At 66.1% G+C, this 12,970-nt stretch carries 14 protein-coding genes; 3 read left to right on the forward strand and 11 right to left on the reverse strand.

The genetic code is table 11. The features are described 5' to 3' along the window. Nucleotides 1-75: 75 nt before the first annotated feature. The gene (locus ACNHKD_RS16125; protein WP_442754500.1) at nucleotides 76-867 is read right to left on the reverse strand and encodes an NAD kinase; all 792 of its coding nucleotides are present in this window, start codon (nucleotides 865-867) and stop codon (nucleotides 76-78) included. 733 nt (nucleotides 868-1,600) lie between these two features. Between ACNHKD_RS16125 and ACNHKD_RS16130 the strand changes: the two genes are divergently transcribed. Beyond that, the gene (locus tag ACNHKD_RS16130) at nucleotides 1,601-1,756 is read left to right on the forward strand and encodes a hypothetical protein (protein ID WP_442754501.1); all 156 of its coding nucleotides are present in this window, start codon (nucleotides 1,601-1,603) and stop codon (nucleotides 1,754-1,756) included. Between the two features lie 36 nt (nucleotides 1,757-1,792). Here the strand turns inward: ACNHKD_RS16130 and ACNHKD_RS16135 are convergent, their stop codons facing one another. The 7 genes from ACNHKD_RS16135 to ispH all read right to left on the reverse strand — a co-directional run bounded on the left by ACNHKD_RS16135 (nucleotide 1,793) and on the right by ispH (nucleotide 8,259). Next, entirely contained in the window at nucleotides 1,793-2,713 is a 921-nt protein-coding gene (locus tag ACNHKD_RS16135) for an ROK family protein (RefSeq protein WP_442754502.1), read from the reverse strand. Next, nucleotides 2,710-3,495, reverse strand: a complete 786-nt coding sequence (locus ACNHKD_RS16140) for a pentapeptide repeat-containing protein (RefSeq protein ID WP_442754503.1) — start codon at nucleotides 3,493-3,495, stop codon at nucleotides 2,710-2,712. The genes ACNHKD_RS16135 and ACNHKD_RS16140 overlap by 4 nt, the downstream gene beginning before the upstream one ends. After that, complete coding sequence (locus ACNHKD_RS16145) at nucleotides 3,492-4,235, reverse strand: hypothetical protein (protein WP_442754504.1); 744 nt, start codon at nucleotides 4,233-4,235, stop codon at nucleotides 3,492-3,494. The genes ACNHKD_RS16140 and ACNHKD_RS16145 overlap by 4 nt, the downstream gene beginning before the upstream one ends. Next, complete coding sequence (locus ACNHKD_RS16150) at nucleotides 4,232-5,644, reverse strand: OmpA family protein (RefSeq protein WP_442754505.1); 1,413 nt, start codon at nucleotides 5,642-5,644, stop codon at nucleotides 4,232-4,234. Before ACNHKD_RS16150 ends, ACNHKD_RS16145 begins: the two co-directional genes overlap by 4 nt. 214 nt (nucleotides 5,645-5,858) lie before the next feature. Then, a complete protein-coding gene (rnhA, locus tag ACNHKD_RS16155; RefSeq protein ID WP_442754506.1) occupies nucleotides 5,859-6,320 on the reverse strand; it encodes a ribonuclease HI in 462 nt (153 codons plus the stop codon). Next, complete coding sequence (thrB, locus tag ACNHKD_RS16160; protein ID WP_442754507.1) at nucleotides 6,317-7,264, reverse strand: homoserine kinase; 948 nt, start codon at nucleotides 7,262-7,264, stop codon at nucleotides 6,317-6,319. Before thrB ends, rnhA begins: the two co-directional genes overlap by 4 nt. A gap of 26 nt (nucleotides 7,265-7,290) precedes the next feature. Further along, nucleotides 7,291-8,259 carry a 4-hydroxy-3-methylbut-2-enyl diphosphate reductase gene (ispH, locus tag ACNHKD_RS16165; RefSeq protein WP_442754508.1) on the reverse strand — a complete coding sequence of 323 codons (969 nt, stop codon included), beginning with the start codon at nucleotides 8,257-8,259 and terminating at the stop codon, nucleotides 7,291-7,293. A gap of 271 nt (nucleotides 8,260-8,530) precedes the next feature. On the opposite strand from ispH, the gene ACNHKD_RS16170 reads away from it, so the two are divergent. Next, entirely contained in the window at nucleotides 8,531-9,382 is an 852-nt protein-coding gene (locus tag ACNHKD_RS16170) for a DUF937 domain-containing protein (RefSeq protein ID WP_442754509.1), read from the forward strand. A 46-nt stretch (nucleotides 9,383-9,428) separates the two neighbouring features. Here the strand turns inward: ACNHKD_RS16170 and ACNHKD_RS16175 are convergent, their stop codons facing one another. Further along, complete coding sequence (locus ACNHKD_RS16175; RefSeq protein ID WP_442754510.1) at nucleotides 9,429-9,593, reverse strand: Flp family type IVb pilin; 165 nt, start codon at nucleotides 9,591-9,593, stop codon at nucleotides 9,429-9,431. Between the two features lie 288 nt (nucleotides 9,594-9,881). On the opposite strand from ACNHKD_RS16175, the gene ACNHKD_RS16180 reads away from it, so the two are divergent. Further along, the gene (locus ACNHKD_RS16180; protein ID WP_442754511.1) at nucleotides 9,882-11,270 is read left to right on the forward strand and encodes a glutamate--cysteine ligase; all 1,389 of its coding nucleotides are present in this window, start codon (nucleotides 9,882-9,884) and stop codon (nucleotides 11,268-11,270) included. A 351-nt stretch (nucleotides 11,271-11,621) separates the two neighbouring features. On the opposite strand, the gene ACNHKD_RS16185 is transcribed toward ACNHKD_RS16180, so the two are convergent. Continuing rightward, complete coding sequence (locus tag ACNHKD_RS16185; protein ID WP_442754512.1) at nucleotides 11,622-11,921, reverse strand: hypothetical protein; 300 nt, start codon at nucleotides 11,919-11,921, stop codon at nucleotides 11,622-11,624. Between the two features lie 241 nt (nucleotides 11,922-12,162). After that, on the reverse strand, nucleotides 12,163-12,915 hold the full coding sequence (locus ACNHKD_RS16190; protein WP_442754513.1) for a 16S rRNA (uracil(1498)-N(3))-methyltransferase: 753 nt from the start codon (nucleotides 12,913-12,915) through the stop codon (nucleotides 12,163-12,165). Nucleotides 12,916-12,970: the final 55 nt, after the last annotated feature.

Raw genomic sequence — 12,970 nt, forward strand, 5'->3', positions numbered from 1 at the left:
ATCCGGAGCCTCATCGTCGCTTCCCGCATTGCTTCGTCGCGGTCCTTCTCGCAACGACCGCGCGTCGCGCGATCGTCAATATCCGAACTGCTCCCGCAAAATGCGCTCCTCCAGCGAGTGCCCGGGATCGTGCAGCAACACGAGACCGGTGCCGTGATCCATCGCTATGTCCACGTAAGCGAGATCGCGGAATTCGTCATGGTCGGCGACGACCGAGACCGGACGCTTGGCGGATTCCAGCACTTCGATCCTGACCTTCGCCGCGTCGGGCAGCAGGGCGCCGCGCCAGCGGCGCGGGCGGAAGGCGGAAATGGGCGTCAGCGCCATCAGCGGGCTGTCGAGCGGCAGGATCGGGCCGTTGGCGGAGAGATTGTAGGCGGTCGACCCCGCCGGGGTCGAAACCAGCACGCCGTCCGTGATGAGCTCAGGCAACCGCTCGTGCCCGTTGACGAGAATGCGCAGCTTCGCGACCTGCGAGGTCTGGCGCAGCAGCGAAACCTCGTTGATCGCATGCGCCGAAAATTCATCGCCGCGCACATTGGTGGCGTGCATCAGCAGCGGATGGATGATTGCGGCCTTCGCCTCCGCGATGCGCTTGCGCAGCCCGGTCTCGCGATACTGATTCATCAGAAAGCCGACCGAACCCCGATTCATGCCATAAATCGGCTTGCCGGAATCCATGTAGTTGTGAAGCGTGCGCAGCATCAGCCCGTCGCCGCCCAGCGCCACGATGCAGTCCGCCTCCTCCGGCGGAACGTCGCCATATTTCTCGGCAAGGCGCAGCCGCGCCTCCTCGGCCTCGGGCGTGCCGGAGGAGATGAAGGCGAGCTTTTTTTGTGTATGAGGCGAATCGCCCGAGGCGCCCATCTGAGGAAGACCCTGTTTCGCGAGAAGCGCGCGACGCCGCCGATTCGACCACGCTTTCAGCGGCCCGCGCGTCCGCCTGACTCCGGCGCGATCGAATCTAAAGGTTTGGAGCGCGCTTCATGCAAAAACGTTTCCCCACTTTTCGCAACGCGCTCCAGGCGCAGGCGCGCCGCCCTTTTGCATACACCGGCTGGCCGGCCGGGGAAATCCGGGAAGGAATTTTTTGCGGCGCGGGGCGATCAACGATCTGGGACGCCAGGCGCTCGATGCCCCCTTTACCGGGAAGCTGGCGGTCGAAGACCGCCCCAGGCTGCTGACAAAGTAGCGGCGACGCCCCTCGTGCTTCGAGACACCTGCTGCGCAGGCTCCTCAGCATGAGGGGCTTTTTCCTTCAGCGCCAAATACTTAGGCCTCATCCTGAGGAGCGAGCAAAGCTCGCGTCTCGAAGGACGAGGCCGCCTCGGGAGGTTTGTCAACAAACTGTGGCGGTCGAAGACCGCCTGGCGGGTTTCGCGCCGCATGACATTGACGGAGCTTTTCTCCGCCCTGCTTCGCACGAGGCCCCTCGCCGCAAAGGGGGAGGATCGGCTCATGCCCGGCGTTCACCGGATCGCCCTGAAATTTTTCAGCCCGTCCGCGCAATTTTAATTGAATCTGAAAAACACTCGAAAACCCGATTTTCTATGAGTCCAGTTGTGCATCCCGCGAGGAGGGGGTTCTCGCCTGAAGCGTCATGGCTAGATTGGGTTTCATCGCGAGCTTTCTCGCCGCGTTCATGACCATGGACGGTCATTTTTTCCATGGCGAGACGACGCGCACGGTTTGGGAAGGCCTGAATCTGACGGCGCACGCGGCGCAGGCGCAGATCATGCGCCTGCTTCGCCATTAGAGCGCGGCTCGCCAAAAAGTGGGCGTGAAGCGCGCTCTAACCCTCATCGCGCCATAGCCAGGCGGCCCCGCGGACGCCGCCCGAGTCGCCATGCGCATTGCGCAGGATCCTGGTGTCGAGCGCGTCCGTGAAGGCGTGCGCCGCGACGCGCGCCGTCAGCCCCTCATAGATAAACCGGATGTTCGACACGCCGCCGCCGAGAACAATGGCGTCTGGGTCGAGAATGTCGACGATCATAGCCAGCGCGCGGGAGAGCCGATCCTGATAGGCGTCGAGCGTCGCGAGCGCCGCCGCCTCGCCGCTCTCGGCGCGCGCGACGATGTCCTGCCCCTTCGCGTCCCGTCCCGAACGCCGCTTATATTCCCTCGCAAGCCCTGCGCCGCACAGAAAGGTCTCGATGCAACCGTCGTGACCACAAAAGCAGCGCAGGCCCGGATATTCCTCGCGGGTCATCCAGGGCAACGGCGTATGCCCCCATTCCCCGCCCACGTGATTTCGGCCGGAGAGAACCTTGCCCTCCACCACGACGCCGCCGCCGACGCCGGTGCCGAGGATGACGCCGAAGACGACGCGCGCCCCTTGTCCCGCGCCATCGACCGCTTCCGACAAAGCAAAGCAATTGGCGTCGTTCTCGACGCGCACAAGGCGGCCCAGCAGCCTCGTGAGGTCGGCGTCGAGCGGCTTGCCGTTCACCACCTGCGTGTTGGAGCCCTTGATGAGGCCGGTGTGCGTCGACACGGATCCCGGCGATCCGACGCCGACCGAACCGCGACGCCCCGTCTCCGCTTCAATGTCGCCGACGAGGGCGCAGATGGCGCGCAGGATTTCTTCGTAATGATGCGTGGGCGTCGGAACGCGCCGACGGGCGAGAACGGCGCCGTCGCGCCCGAGCGCGACAGCCTCGATCTTCGTGCCGCCGAGATCGACGCCGATGCGAATATCGCCGCCGCCGCTCATCGACGGCGGGCGCGGTCGAGATGCTGCGCACGCTCGAACGCGCTGTCCGCGGACGCGTCGATCCGTGCGGAATCGAGATCGAGGTCCTTCGTCATCGCGCTCGTAAAGGTCGCGCCTGTGAAGTCTGCCCCCGATGCGTCGGCGTTCATGAGATTGGCGCGCGAGAAATCGGCCCCCGAGGCGCGAACGAAACGCATGTCCGCGCTCATCAAATTGGCGCTGCGGAACTGCGCGCCTTCGAGAATGGCCGAACGCAGCACGGCGCGCATCAATCCCATCGACTGGTTCTTCATGTCCGCGGAGAGATTGGCGTCATTGAACTTCGCCCCGCGCAGCGAGGCGCCGGAAAGATCGCCCGCCACCCGCGCGCCGGTGAAATCCGCGCCATCCGCGATCATCTTCTGCATTTGCGCGGAGAAAGCGTGGGCGCCCTTGAGAGAGGCGCCGGTAAGGTCGGCGTGCAGCAGCCAGGCCTGGTCGAGAATGGCGCCGTCGAGAACGGCGCCGGCGAGCCGCGCCTTGTTGAGCCGCGCCGCGCGCAAATTCGCGCCCGACAAATCGAGGCCCGAGAGATCGAGCCCGTTGAGGCTCTTGCCGGAAAAATCGCGCGTTCCGGATTTTAGCGCGCCCTCGACTTCCGCGCGGCTCATTTCCGCCTGCGAATAGGCGGGCTGCGAAAGATCGACGCCTTGCAGCATGTCCTGAGCGCGAAGGCCGGCGGGCGACAGAAGCAGGGCGGCCAGCGCGGCCGGCGCGACGCGCGCAAGGAGACGCCTTTTCATTTCTGTTTCCCTCCGGCGCCGGCCAGCGCCCGCGCCTGTTGTATCCACTTATCGCGTTCGACGCGGCCCGGCGCGCCGATGGCGGCGCCGATCCACCTAGCGTTCTCGAGGCTCCAGGCCGCGATCTGATCATAATGGAAGACGCCGAGCGCATTGAGCTTTTCACGGCTCTTGGGACCGACGCCCTTAATGCGCGACAGATCGTCGGGCGCCCCGTCGCGCGGACCGTCGAGCGTCTCGGGCTTGACGCCGGGCGCCGCCTTCGGGCGCGGAGGAGCGGGGGCGGGCGCCGGCGAAGGAGTCCGCGCCGTTTCGATCAAAGGCTCCGGCGCGGCGGCGGGCCGCGCGGCTTCCGCTTCGGCGGGCGCCGGCTCAACCACGCGCTCGGGCGTCGCGAGCACGGGGGCGAGCGCCGGCCGCTTCGTCTCGGCCGCGCCGCCGAGCGACCTGACAAGGCCGCCAAGCGGCAGTCCCGCCGCATAAGCCAACGCCCCCGCAAAAGCGATGTCGAACAGCGCCGCGTCCCGCCCCTCCAGAATCTCGGCATAGGAAATGACGCCGCCAGCCGCAAGCGCGAGGACGCCCAGCGCAACGACCCAGCCGCCGGAGAATGTCGCGTCCCGCGCACGCGAGAAGGTGAGAAAGCCGACGAGCGCTCCGAGCGCCAGCGCCCCCGAAAACCACGACCAGCCGAGCGTCAGCAGATAGATCATCCACACGTCTCCCTTGCTCGCGGTCATTTCACGTTGAATTCAATGCGACAGTTGCGCGCGCGGTTCTCCTCGCTGTCATTGGGCGCGATGGGGCGTTCGCCGCCATAGCCCATCGGCCAGACATGAAAGGAATCCGCGCCCGCCTTCAGGAATCGCTCGACGACGAGACGCGCGCGGCGCTTGCTGCGATCGCGATTGAGTTCCGCGACGCCCCGGTCGTCCGTATATCCCACCACTTCGATCGGCGTAGTCCTGCAGCGCAAGGCCGCAATGGTCAGCGCGTCCAGCAGCGCCGCCGACTCCTCCGAGATCGCGTCGTCGCCCTCGAAGCGAATCTGGTTCTTCGATAGGTCGGCGAACGCCGTGCGGCAGCCGGCCGCATCGAGCGGCGCGCCGAGCGTGCGCGCGACGAGGCGCGTTTCGCCCCTGAAGCCTTTCGGCAAGCCGACTTCGAAACCCTTGACGATCTCCTCGCGCGCGCCGTCATAACGCGCGGCGCCGGAGAGAGACATATCGCCGTCGCTCATGACGAGATTGCCGCTATCCATGCGGGCGAGCGCCGCGAGCCCCGCATCGACGGCGTCAGCGAACTTGTCGGGCGCGCCCTTCGCCACGGCGAGTTGATCCTCGACGATGGAGTCGAAGAAGCGCCGGCGCGCATTGTCGACGATGCGATTGCGCGTCGCCTCGTCCGGGACGAAGCCCGCAAGGATTGTCTTATATCCCTCGCGCGTCGCCTGAAACGCGTAAGGCGAAACCGGCCCCGGCGCGACGTCTACCCGCGCAAGCTCGAAACCTTCGGGCAGGCGCGCTTTGATTTCGATCGAAAGCGTCTCGGCGCGCACATTCTCGCGTCCCTGCCCTTCGACCGCGAGCCTGTCTTCGGCGAGCGAGACCTTGCCGCGCGCGAGCCGGCGCAGCGCGTCGAGCGCAACCTCCAGAGCGGCCGCATAGTCGCCTCGCGGCGGCGCGGCGTCGATCTTCGTGCCGTCGCTGACCGCAAGGCCCGCGCCGGCGGAAGCCGCGAGCGCAACGGCGCGCTTCTGTAAGGCCTCGTTCGGCAGTCTGCCGTCGAGCGCGACGAAGCTTTCGCCGAGCGTGGCGGAAAAAAGATAGGGCTCGCGCGGCGGCGGCGCAGGCTTCGGCTCCTCTGGCGCGGCCGGCGAAGCGGCGGCGGGCACGGCGCCGCCTGCGGCCACGATCTTGCGCGCCCCGTAATCGGCGCGCAGCGCGGCTATTTCCTTCTGTGAGAGCGCGACGCCCGAAACGGTCGCGTCCCGCCCCGAGACGGCGATCCTTGCGGGGTCGATGGAGAGCCGCGCGGCGAGACCCGCCTTCAGCGCCGCTTCGATTTGCGGCGCCAGCGATTGCCCGGCGAAATAAACGAGCCCCGCCAGGACCGGCAATCCTATCCACCATTTCCTGGGCTGGTGCATGAACGTCCTGCCCCCTTTCAGGAGAGAATCAGCGAAGACGCGCGCATCTGAGACGCATGGTTGCTTGGCGGGCGCAGGTGTCAAGACCACGACGCAAAAAGGGGCGCGAAACGCCGCGCCCCGTCAGGCTGAGAGAAGAGAGTCCTGGGTCTGATATTCGAGATAGGCGCGGACGCCATCTCTGCAAGGGGCGCGCCGCGAGGATCGGGCCTCTTCAACCGTCCGTTCGGCGGCGTTTCGACAGAAAAGGAGCCATGCCGGCGCGCGCGAGGGCATCCGCCCGCTCATTCATCTCGTCCCCGGAATGGCCGCGCACCCAATGCCAGGCGACGTCGTGGCGCTCCTCCGCCGCCTCCAGCCTTTGCCAGAGCTCGACATTCTTGACCGGCTTGCGGTCGGCGGTCTTCCAGCCGCGCGCCTTCCAGCCCTTGATCCAGGACGTGACGCCGCCGCGCACATATTGCGAATCGGTGAAGAGATCGACGGCGCAGGGCCGCGTCAGCGCCTCGAGCGCCATGATGGCGGCCATCAGCTCCATGCGGTTGTTGGTGGTCGCCGCCTCGCCGCCAGAAAGCTCCTTCTCCGCCTCGCCGAAGCGCAGAATGGCGCCCCACCCGCCGGGGCCGGGATTTCCCGAACAAGCCCCGTCGGTCCAGATCGAGACCCGCTTCGTCACAGGAAAGCGCCGGCGGTCTGGTGGAAGCGCAGCTTGGCGAGATATTCGCGCGGATCCTTCGGCTTCACCAGGGCGCCCTTGGGCACGTTCAGCCAATCGACATAGCGCGTGAGCAGGAAGCGGATCGCCGCGCCGCGCGCAAGCGTCGGAAAGGCGTCGAGTTCGGCGGCGGTCAGCGGACGCACGCGGCGATAGGCGGAAATCAGCGCCGCGCTCTTCTCCGTCTCGAAGCGATGCGCGTCGTCGAAACACCAGGCGTTGAGGCAAATCGCCAGATCGTAGGCGTAGGCGTCGTTACAGGCGAAATAGAAGTCGATCACCCCCGACATCTTCTCGCCGAGAAAAAACGCGTTGTCGGGAAAAAGATCGGCGTGGATGACGCCGCTCGGCAAATCTCTCGGCCAGTTCGTCTCCAGATAATCGAGTTCGGCCTCGACCGTCTCGCGCAGCCCGCGCTCGACCTCGTCGGCGCGAGCGGCCGAGGGCGCGAAGAGCGGCCGCCATGCGTCGACCGACAGCGCATTGGCGCGGCGCATTTCGAAATCCGCGCTGGCGAGATGCAGGCGCGCGAGCGCCTCGCCCAGAGCCGCGCAATGGGCGACTTCCGGATGATGGACCGAATAGCCGTCAAGGAAGGTGACGATGACGGCCGGCCGGCCGGCAAGCCGCCCCAGCGCGGCGCCTGCGCGATTGCGCACCGGCTGCGGACAGGTGACGCCGCGGCGCGCGAGATGCTCCATCAGGCCCAGAAAGAAAGGCAGGTCCGTCTCCGCCACGCGCTTTTCATAGAGCGTGAGGATAAAGCTTCCCGCGCTGGCGTGCAGGTAATAGTTCGAGTTCTCGACGCCCTCGGCAATGCCCTTGCAGGAGAGGAGGTCGCCAATGTCATAGGTCGCGAGAAAAGCGATCAGCTCCGCGTCGTCGACCTGCGTGTAAACGGCCATGGGCGTATTTCCGAGAGCAACGCCCTTCAGGCCATCGCCCGCAGCTCCTTGGGCAGCGGGAAGGACACGCTCTCGTCGGCGGTCGAGACGGTCTCGACGGAAATCTCGTAGCGCTCGGCGAAGGCGTCCATGATCTCCTCAACCAGCACTTCGGGAGCCGACGCGCCGGCGGTGATGCCAAGAGAGCTGATATTGCCGAAAAGCGACCAATCGATCTCGCCCCTGCCCTGCACGAGCTGCGCCGGCGCGCCGGCGCGTTCGGCGACTTCGCGAAGACGCTGCGAATTCGAGGAATTGGGCGAGCCCACCACGATCACGGCGTCGACGTTGGGAGCGACTTCCTTCACCGCCGCCTGGCGGTTCGTCGTCGCGTAACAGATGTCTTCCTTGTGCGGGCCGACGATCGCGGGGAAGCGCTTGGTCAGCGCGTTGACGATTTCCTGGGAGTCGTCGAGCGACAGCGTCGTCTGCGTCACATAAGCGAGATTGTTCTCGTCCTCGAGGTTGAGATTCCCGATGTCGTCGACGGACTCGACCAGGACGACGGCGCCCTCCGGCAACTGGCCCATCGTGCCGACGACTTCCGGATGGCCGGAATGGCCGACGAGCAGCACGCGGCGGCCGCGCTTCCAGTGAATTTCCGCTTCGCGATGCACCTTGGTGACGAGCGGACAGGTGGCGTCGATGGCGAGCAGATTGCGCTCCTCGGCCTCGGCGGAAACGGATTTGGCGACGCCATGGGCGGAGAAGATCACCGGCGCGTCGGTGGGCGGAATCTCCTCCAGCTCCTCGACGAAGACGGCGCCCTTCGACTTGAGCGATTCGACCACATAGCGGTTGTGCACGATCTCATGGCGCACATAGACCGGCGGCCCGAATTTCGCGAGCGCCCGCTCGACCGCGTCGATCGCGCGCACGACGCCGGCGCAGAATCCGCGCGGCGAGCAGAGAAGAATCTTGAGCGGCGGCTTCACGCCACGGGGCTGAACATTCATTGGGGCGCCTTCGGCGATGCGCCGCCAGGCTGCGCCGGCGGCATTGAGGCGGCTCGCCCGCTGGGGACGTCCGCCCATTTGTGGCGTCGATCGGGTGGAAGCAATGTCGCGGCGGCCGGACTCTGTCAAGCGGGCAGCCGGACGCCTGGCGGCCTGCGCGGCCGCCGCGCGGGCGGCGAGGGCTACCGATTCGCCGGGCGTTGCGCTAGCATGGCGCGGAATGAAAGAGACGGGAGGCGAACTCCCCTCATTCCCAGCGGGAGAGAAGCCGATGTCCGACCTCGAGTCCATTCTGTCTTCCGCGCAGGGCGGCCAGCTCACGGCTAATCTTGCGCAGCGCTTCGGCCTCGCCGACGAACAGATCGACGCGGCTATCAGGGCGCTTGCGCCGGCGCTGGCCATGGGCCTGAATCGCGCGGCCGAGGAGCCGCAGGTCTTCGAGAAGACGGTGGGCGCGCTGGCGACGACGACCCGCTACTCCTTCTTCGACGAAGCCGACGCGGCGCATAGCGACGAGTCGGTCGAGCTCGGCCGCGACCTCCTCACGGAGCTTTTCGGCTCGCCCGCGGCGACGGGGCAGGTCCTGCAGGCCGCGGCCCGCGAATCCGGGGTGCGCGCGGATATCCTAAGCCAGCTTCTGCCGATCCTCGCCTCGGTCCTCCTCAGCGGGCTGACTAAATCCATCAACGAGAAGGGTCTCGGCGGCGTTCTCGGCCAGCTCGCCAATTCCGGCGCGCTGGGGCCGATCCTCGAGCAGATCCTCGGCGGCGGCCAGGCGGCCCCGCAACCTGCGCCCGCGCCGGGCCCGCGCGGCGGAGCGGGCGGCGGTCTTGGCGGTCTGCTCGGCGGCATTCTGGGCTCGCTGCTCGGCGGCCGTCGCGCCCCGCCCGGCGGAATGACGCCGCGCGGCCCCGACAGCGGCAGCCCGCTCGACGTGGATGCAGGACGGAGCGGCTCCGGCCCGGCCGGCCTTCCGGCGGGGCTGGATCAAGCGGCCGTTCAGGACGCGATCGAGCAGATCAAGAAGACCTTGCAGGTGGGCCAGAACGCGGGCGGCCGCCCGGCTGGACAGGGCCCGTCGGATCTCGAAAGCATTCTTGGCCAGATTCTCGGGAAACGCTGATTTCCCCTGGAACAACTCGCAAAAGTCTCGCCGCTTTCGCGGCGTGTCAGAAATTGCCGATCAGCCTGCCGAAATACACGGTGGAGAGCGTCGCGCCGGTCGTTTGGGCGCCGGCGACGACCATGACCGATATCATGATCGCGATCAGCGCATACTCAACTGCGGTGGCCCCGCGCGCGTCGGCCAGGAATCTGCGAAATGAGTTGAACATCGGGCCTCCCTCGTTCAAGAAATAAAATGGAAAGTTATGCAAAGCTTTAAGAGTGGCGGCCCGGTTTTCGTCAGTTCCGCCGCCGTCGCGTTTATGCGCTGTAGAGCGTAACCGCCGCCACGCTTTTCGGGCGCACTTGCGTCCGGGCGGCTTTTCCGGCAATCCATCCCCGCCGTCTGCAGGAAGCGGCGCCCGCGTCGTGAGAAGAGCGCCGCGACGCAATCCCCCGCTCCCGCCCCGCGCCCGCCTCGGTCATTTCGACCCTATCTTATGGAAAATTCAGACTAGATGGCTCGCGACGTAACAGATACGACTCCGATCGCGTCCCGCGACGCGCTCGTGGAATGGCTCGCAGCCGGGTGCAAGACCTCCGGCGCGCCGTTGCGCATCGGCACGGAACACGAAAAGATCCCCTTTTATTCGGATACGCTGACCGCGGTCCCCTATTCCTGCGTCGACGGCCGTTGCGGCGTCGGCAGCCTGCTCGAAGGCGTTCAGGAAGCGACCGGCTGGGAGCCGATCATGGACCGGGACGCGCTGATCGGCCTCGCGCAGACGGACGGCGGCGGCGCCATTTCGATCGAGCCGGGCGGTCAGTTCGAACTCTCCGGCGCGCCGCTTGTCGACATCCACGCCACATCCTCGGAGCTCGGCGCCCATCTCTCGGCGCTCGCCGGCGTCGCCCATTCGCTGGGCGTGCAGTTTCTCGATCTCGGCGCCAGCCCGAAATGGTCGCGCGCCGAGACGCCGGTCATGCCCAAGCAGCGCTACAAAATCATGTCGGCCTATATGCCCAAGGTCGGGTCGCGCGGGCTCGACATGATGTTCCGCACCGCCACCATCCAGGCCAATCTCGACTTCACAAGCGAAGCCGATATGGTCGAAAAGGTGCGGGTCGGCCTCGCTTTGCAGCCGCTCGTCACGGCGCTTTTCGCCAATTCGCCTTTCCTCGACGGCAAGCCGACCGGGCGCCTGTCGCAGCGCTCCTATATCTGGCTCGACACGGACCCCGACCGGACGGGCATGTTGCCCTTCGCCTTCGAGGACGGCTTCGGCTTCGAGCGTTACGTCGATTATGCGCTGGACGTGCCGATGTATTTCGTCAAGCGCGGCGACGTCTATCATGACGTCGCCGGCGCGAGCTTCCGGGACCTGCTGGAGGGTCGCCTGCAACAGCTCCCCGGCGAGCGCGCGGTGATGTCCGACTGGGCCAACCACCTTTCGACCATCTTCCCCGAAGTGCGGCTCAAGACCTATCTGGAAATGCGCGGCGCCGATGGCGGCCCGCGCGCGCATATGACCGCCCTGCCAGCGCTTTTCGCCGGCCTTTTCTACGATTCCGCCGCTCTCGATCAGGCGCGCCAGCTTACCAGGGGATGGGACGCGGCGGCGCGGCAGAAGCTGCGCGAGGACGTTCCCTCTCTCGCGCTCGACGCGACGATCGAGGGGCGCGGCCTGCGCGAGATCGCCCGCGACGTGCTCGATCTCGCCCGCGCGGGCCTGAAACGGCGCGCCTACCGCAATGCGCAGGGCGAGGACGAGACGATCTATCTTGCGCCTTTGGAAAAGATCGTCAGCGACGGCCGCACGCTCGCCGAGCAGCGGCTCGAACTCTATCGCGGCGCCTGGGGCGGCTCGGTCGACGGCGCCTTCCGCGACTGCGTCATCCCGCTATAGGGCGCATCGCCGGCGCCTAAACAAAAATCCCGCCGAAACCCGGCGGGATCAGTTTGTCGACAAACTTCCCAAGGCGGCCTCGCCCTTCGAGACACGAGCTGCGATCTCGGGCCTGCCCGAGATCAACATTCCTGTTTTGTGCAAATCGGGGTTTTGTGCGAGTCGGGAAAACCCGACTCGCACTCGCTCCTCAGCATGAAGCCCAAGTGTTTGGCGCCGAAGGAAGAAGCCCCTCATGCCGAGGAGCTTGCGCGGCAAGCGTCTCGAAGCGCGAAGGGCGTCGTCGCTACTTCGTCAGTAGCCTGATCCCGCCGAAACCGGCGGAATTCTTGTTGGAAGCTCCATCAAAGCTCAGCGCGGGAAAAGATCGTTCAGCCCGAAGGGCGCCATCGGTTGAAGGTGGGACGTGCGCTGCACGCCATCGGCGAGCGCCGCGTAACCCATCGGAGCGGCCGGCGCGCGCGCAATGTTGTCGACGCGCACATGGCCGCCGATCTTGACGCACCCATTCGACCCCGCGACGGCGACATAATCCGAACCATAGCGCGCGCAATGATTGGGCGTTTCGGCCCTGGCGACGGACACGGAGAGAGACGCGGCGAACGCAACGGCTCCCGTCAGGGCGAGGGGACGGAAATCGGCAAACATCATGTGGCGGTCAGCCTCTGTTCCGATCGCGACGCCGTGCTGGACGCCGAAATCTCGAACCTAATTCCTTTTGCAGAAAGCGCGTCTGGGACATCTCGTCCGACTCGTGTCTGCGATTTGGGCACTAGACCCAAACATCGTGGCAGGATCGTGTCCCGACTGCCGGGACTGCATCCGGTGTTGTCGAATAGCAACACGTACAAATTTATTTTCGGTAAACGAGCAAGAACTGGTTAAGCTGGCCTTACAAAGCGTTACCGCTCCAGTCCCCAATCGCGGCCTGCACGATGGCGAGCGCGGCGACGGCCGCCGTGTCCGCCCGCAGCACGCGCGGGCCTAGCGAAATCCTGACGATGTTTGAAACCCGCGCGACCATGGCGCGTTCGGCGTCATCGAAACCGCCTTCGGGACCGACGAGAAGGCTCACGCCCGGGCCTTTCCTTCCAGCTAGAGCCTCAAACGGGTTCGCAATCGGCGCGTCCTCGTCGCAAAAGACGAGAAGCCGCTCCGCGGGAAAGGCGGCGAGAAAGTCCGGCAGCTCGACCGCTTCGAGCGCGTCCGGCACGGACAAGACGCCGCACTGCTCCGCGGCTTCGACGGCGTTGGCTCGAAGACGCGCGGAATTGACGCGGCGCACCTGCGTGCGGCGCGTGATGACGGGAACGAGGCGCCCCGCGCCCATCTCCGTGGCCTTCTGCGCCATATAGTCGAGCCGCGCCTGCTTCAGCGGCGCGAAGCAATAGTCGAGATCGGCGGCTTGCGTTTGCGCGCGCACGAGCCTCTCGACCCGCAATTTGGCCGAGCGCCTGGTCGTCTCGGCGATATGGGCGAGAAACTCGCCGTCGCGGCCGTTGAAGAGCAGGATGGGGTCGCCATCCCGCAGCCGCAGGACGTTGAGCAGATAATTGAGCGCCTCGGACGGGGGAACGAAGGCAAGGCCCGGCGAAAGCGAGTCCTCGACGAAGAGCCGTTGCGCGGAAAAATCATAATGTGACAAGATGAAGCCCTATTTGGCGGGTCAAGACCTCGGGTCCGCCTCATTTTGGCCGTAT

Source organism: Methylocystis sp. JAN1 (assembly GCF_052186135.1).
Classification (GTDB): Bacteria; Pseudomonadota; Alphaproteobacteria; order Rhizobiales; family Beijerinckiaceae; genus Methylocystis.